The organism is Ochrobactrum sp. SFR4 (genome assembly GCF_019730395.1).
Lineage (GTDB): Bacteria > Pseudomonadota > Alphaproteobacteria > Rhizobiales > Rhizobiaceae > Pseudochrobactrum.
This window is the reverse complement of record NZ_JAAPBB010000150.1, coordinates 1-502: the sequence shown is the minus strand read 5'-3', so window position 1 is coordinate 502 and position 502 is coordinate 1. Positions and strand designations below refer to the sequence as shown.

Genomic DNA, 502 nt, shown 5'->3' with positions numbered 1-502 from the left:
ACTGATTGCCAGATACCGATCATGGCAAGGCTTGGCAAGACGGTGGAAGAACTGCCGAGCCAGTTTGGCCCGTCGACCCCTAAAAGGCCGAGCATGGCATTGACCGGCCCCATTGTCGGGTGCAGCAGATATTGCCAGACGGTGGCCATAGCAACCAGCAGCGATGCGACAGGCAGAAAATAGACTGTGCGGAAGAAAGCTTTGCCGCGTGTTTCACTCTCAATCAGCAAGGCTGCGCCTAATCCGAGAAAAACGGAAACCGGTGTAACAATCAGCGTATAAACAGCAGTATTTTGCAGGGAAATACGGAAGGTGCGGTCTTTGAAAAGCTCAATATAATTTTCCAGACCGATAAATTCATAATCCGTATAGCCGAGTTCAAAATTGGTGAAGCTGAGATAGAGTACAGCCAGTGTCGGCAGCAGAATAAACAACACCACCAGCGAGACAGCAGGCGCCATTAGTTTCCATGCCAGCCGCTCTTCACGTTTGCGTGCCGCAT

1 protein-coding gene is annotated in these 502 nt (G+C 51.0%); it reads right to left on the bottom strand.

Going from position 1 to position 502, the window contains the following annotated elements:
• A partial coding sequence (locus tag HBA93_RS18295) for a carbohydrate ABC transporter permease (RefSeq protein ID WP_286202042.1) occupies nt 1–502 on the bottom strand: 502 nt, incomplete at both ends.